The following is a 228-nucleotide window of genomic DNA, read 5'->3' as shown; positions in this document are numbered from 1 at the left end:
CGTGTGAGTTCCAAAGAGCAACATTTAGATCGACAGCTAGCGGCCTTAAAAGGCGTTGATAAATTATTTACGGATAAATTAAGTGGAGCTAACACTAATCGGCCAGAACTGCAAAAAATGCTGGCCTATATTTGTGAGGGAGATATTGTCCTGGTCACTGAATTAGATCGCTTAGGCAGAAACAACCAGGATTTAACTAAGATCATGAACACCATTCAAAGTAAGGGT

General features: G+C 40.4%; 1 protein-coding gene. It reads left to right on the top strand.

Translation table 11 applies throughout. From position 1 onward, the window contains the following. Positions 1-228: recombinase family protein (locus CBI42_RS12180; protein WP_142294181.1), on the top strand; the 228-nt coding region annotated here is incomplete at both ends.

Source organism: Streptococcus sp. KR, from assembly GCF_002238115.1.
GTDB lineage: Bacteria > Bacillota > Bacilli > Lactobacillales > Streptococcaceae > Streptococcus.
This window is presented reverse-complemented; position numbering and strand designations above follow the sequence as displayed.